At 45.5% G+C, this 3537-nt stretch carries 3 protein-coding genes and 1 pseudogene; all 4 read left to right on the top strand.

The genetic code is table 11. The features are described from left to right. Nucleotides 1–315 precede the first annotated feature (315 nt). Nucleotides 316–1119, top strand: coding sequence for a sporulation delaying protein family toxin (locus tag VM802_RS23145; RefSeq protein WP_325535071.1), 804 nt, complete (start codon nt 316–318; stop codon nt 1117–1119). Nucleotides 1120–1202: 83 nt separating this feature from the next. Then, complete coding sequence (locus VM802_RS23140; protein WP_325535069.1) at nt 1203–2162, top strand: sporulation-delaying protein SdpB family protein; 960 nt, start codon at nt 1203–1205, stop codon at nt 2160–2162. Between the two features lie 35 nt (nt 2163–2197). Further along, nucleotides 2198–2872: a hypothetical protein gene (locus VM802_RS23135; protein WP_325535067.1), complete on the top strand. Its 675-nt coding sequence runs from the start codon at nt 2198–2200 to the stop codon at nt 2870–2872. A 2-nt stretch (nt 2873–2874) separates the two neighbouring features. Then, nucleotides 2875–3537: pseudogene (locus VM802_RS23130) on the top strand (carboxypeptidase-like regulatory domain-containing protein); the annotation flags it as partial.

The raw sequence follows: 3537 nt of genomic DNA, 5'->3' as shown, positions 1-3537 counted from the left end.
AAAAATTTATTGTTACTGGAATTGAAAGACCGAAAGGAGAAAGTATTAATTGCTCCGGAAGAGCAAGCTCCGTTCCTCAATAAATAATTTACATTAACTGAGACTACCCGTATTGTGTCCAAATGTGCTCTCCGGAAGGAGAACATGATCGCTATGTTATTACCGTACCCCACCAGCTACAGTAAAAAGCCAGGTAAAATGCCCAACCCTAAAGTTTCCTGATGTATTGGAGACCCGGACTTATATGCAAGGGGTTCCGGCAGTTTGATCCATCCTGGCGCTCTGATTATTCATTCATTTTTAAAAAAGAAAACCATGAATCTCAAACGTTTTAAAAATGTGTTACCCTTAATCCTGGTGTCCGCAGCACTGGTTACGATGAGCTTTGCCTTCATCAAAAATGCGGCTGGTACCAGGCATGCAGACCTTACCCAGTATTCCGGGAAGGAACTGTTCAGAGGTATATTTTTCTCCCAGGGAGAGATCAGTCAGCGCATCCCCAGTATGCAGCCTACACTGGCCAAATGGGATAAATACCCTGCGGCAACCAAGAAAATGTACCAGGCATTTTATGATGATATGATTGCTAACATCGAAAAGAATGACCCTGGATATTTTGAAGCTTTCAAAAAGAAGATTGCAACCCGTAACTACACAAATGTTGCTGAAGCAATGGTAGAGGGTGGCAGAGCTATTTTTGAAGCAGGTCTGCGTTCTCCCAAGTATAATCCATTCTTCTCCAGTATAGAGGAAATGGCAAAATCCGGTGATATCAACAGATTTGATCTGCGCACACCAGATGGTAAACAGGCGCTGGCCAAATACCTGAGCGAGAAGATCAAAGCCCGTCAGCAACTCGGGAGTAATGCTGTTCAGAACAAGAACCTGGATGTACAGGCTTCTATTGCAGTACCCATATTCGTATTGTGGGCTGCTGTATGGGATGCTGTTGCCGCTGTAAACTATGCTGCTGCCGTGACTATAGAAACTGTGGCAGTAGTACATTTTGCGGTGTATGCTCAAACCCAGTTCTGGCCTAAAAACTCCGAAGTTGCAGCTGCTGATGGCATCACCAAACTTGCGAGCGAACGTCTGGTGGCTGAAATCGCTAACATCTGATAGTTGCCTATTATTCAATAACTGCTACGTTGTACATCCTGCCGGGTTGAGATGTACTGCGTAGCGGTATAAATTTCTTTACAATGCCTATCCGGTTTTTTCAACAAAAGATCAATGCGCTGAATGCGTATGCTGATACGCTGGCTAACAGGAATATATATGCTTCCAATGCCCTGGGATTTGCCAGAACGATACTGGCAACGGGAACATTGCTTACTTTCCTGTTCTCTCCCTATGATGCTGTATTTGTAGATGGGATCAACAAAGTAGCTTTTGTCGATAGCTTTAATGCTTTCAATCTCTTTGAACTGATAAAATCGCCCATTGCCGCCAGGGCTGTTGCTGCTGTTATCCTCATTACGGTAATAAGCGGTTATTTGCCACAGATCACCGGTATATTGCACTGGTGGGTGTGCTTCAGTATGTTTAACAAGGGCACGCTGGTAGATGGGGGTGATCAGGTATCCATGATTCTTTCCGGCTTCCTGCTACCTGTTACATTACTGGACCCGCGTCTGAACCACTGGACTGAGGGTAAGACCTATAACCGACCCTATTCCAATATATTGTCCAACGTTGTCCTGGGACTTATCGCTGTGCAGATGTCGGTCATTTACTTTCACTCGGCGGTAGAGAAAATGAAAGTAGCAGAATGGGTAAATGGTACTGCTGTATACTACTTTCTCAACAATAACCTCTTTGGCCCGGTGCCTGTGATCAGAAACCTGATTGTAACACTGATGGCCAGCCCTCTTATAGCTTTGCTCGCGGACTGGGGTGTGCTCCTGCTGGAAATACTATTATTCGCGGCGTTGTTCATGAGCCGGAAAAATAAACGGCGAATGCTGATAGCTGGTGTTGCTTTCCACTTCACTATTATCATTATGCATGGACTGGTGAGTTTCTTTTTTGCCATGACGGCAGGGTTGTTTTTATACCTGTATCCGCTGGATCAATCTGTAGCGCTGCGTATCCTTCCCTTTAAGAAGCTGCGTAGAAAACAACCGTCTGCGGCGCCGTCCGGGAAACTACAGACGATATAACATTAATGACTATACGCAATTAAATCATACGGGATATGAAAAAAAGCATTTGTCTGTTATTATTTTCTCTGCTGTGTGTTCAGGGATATGCGCAATTGGACAGCGGTATTATTCATACAACCATTACAACCAAAAGGGCAGATGGTGTTATACTTGCTACAACTGACCTTGATACCTGGTATAAATATAACCAGCTGAAGATTATCACGAGGACGGAGATGTCGCAAAGTGCTATCTATATAGACCGGGTAAAGAGGCAGATCACAAATATTACGGAAATAATGGGAAAGAAGCTTGGCTTTTACATGAGTACAGATAACCCTGGCCAAAAGGAAAGCGATAGTGTACATATCGCTTACGAAGACACCACCCGGTATATCAACGGGTTCCGTTGCAATAAAGCCACTATCACTTATCCGGCCGGAAGGGAACAGCTGTCTGATATTATTGTCTGGTACTGCCCCGACTATAAGTTTAAAGACAGCACTATGGGCGTGAGTATCCCGGGAGTGGAGCGTCTGCGGGGCTTTCCCATATTGTTTGATGCTGTCGTTCCGCAAGGAATGATGGTTACTTATGTGGTAGATAATATCAATGTCAGTACGCCTATCACAGATGAGGAATTCAGGATTCCGGGAGGATATGAAATCACCTCTCAGGAGGAATATGGGAAAAAGTTAAGGGAGCTGGTATCCGGCACTAAAGAGTGAAGATGCGATATTTGTTATGTTTATGGATAGGGTGCCTGTTGCTATCTGAAGCAGGTGCGCAATCCGGCTATAATCTTTCGGGGCTGATTACCGATACTGCCCATCAGCCTGTGTATGGCGCATTGGTGCAGGTAAAAGCACTGTTGCCCGGAGTAACTGTCCGCACTGTTACTACAGACAGTGGCGGCAGATGGCAGGTGCATAATTTTGAGCAACCGGTATTCAATATCCAGGTGACCCGTGCGGGGTATGCAGGGTATGCAGGCGATTGCTACTTTCCAGCTGCAAGGCATAGCATTCAGCTTAAGGATATATTGTTACATGCCAGAAGTAATACACTTAAAACGGTGGATGTTACGGCAACGGCGCCTCCGGTTGTAATAAAGCAGGATACGGTGGAATACAATGCCAGCGCCTATAACGTGAGAAAAGACGCTGATGTGGAAGATCTCCTGAAGAAGCTGCCGGGCCTGAAGGTGAACAGAGATGGTACCGTTGTTGCGCAAGGCAAGGTGGTAACCAAAGTGAAGGTGAATGGGAAGGATTTTTTTGACGGCGATATCCGTACCGCCACCAGGAATCTGCCTGCCAATATTGTTGATAAAGTGCAGGTGGTGGATGATTATGGGGAAGCGGCCAATTTCACCGGGTTCAGGAACACGGAG

Origin of the sequence: Chitinophaga sp., assembly GCF_035538455.1 — a bacterium.
GTDB lineage: Bacteria > Bacteroidota > Bacteroidia > Chitinophagales > Chitinophagaceae > Chitinophaga.
This window is presented reverse-complemented; position numbering and strand designations above follow the sequence as displayed.

What these genes read in the sequence shown, in the direction of transcription:
- VM802_RS23145 (WP_325535071.1), top strand. Translation starts at nt 316, where the DNA reads ATGAATCTCAAACGTTTTAAAAATGTGTTACCCTTAATCCTGGTGTCC.
- VM802_RS23140 (WP_325535069.1), top strand. Translation starts at nt 1,203, where the DNA reads ATGCCTATCCGGTTTTTTCAACAAAAGATCAATGCGCTGAATGCGTAT.
- VM802_RS23135 (WP_325535067.1), top strand. Translation starts at nt 2,198, where the DNA reads ATGAAAAAAAGCATTTGTCTGTTATTATTTTCTCTGCTGTGTGTTCAG.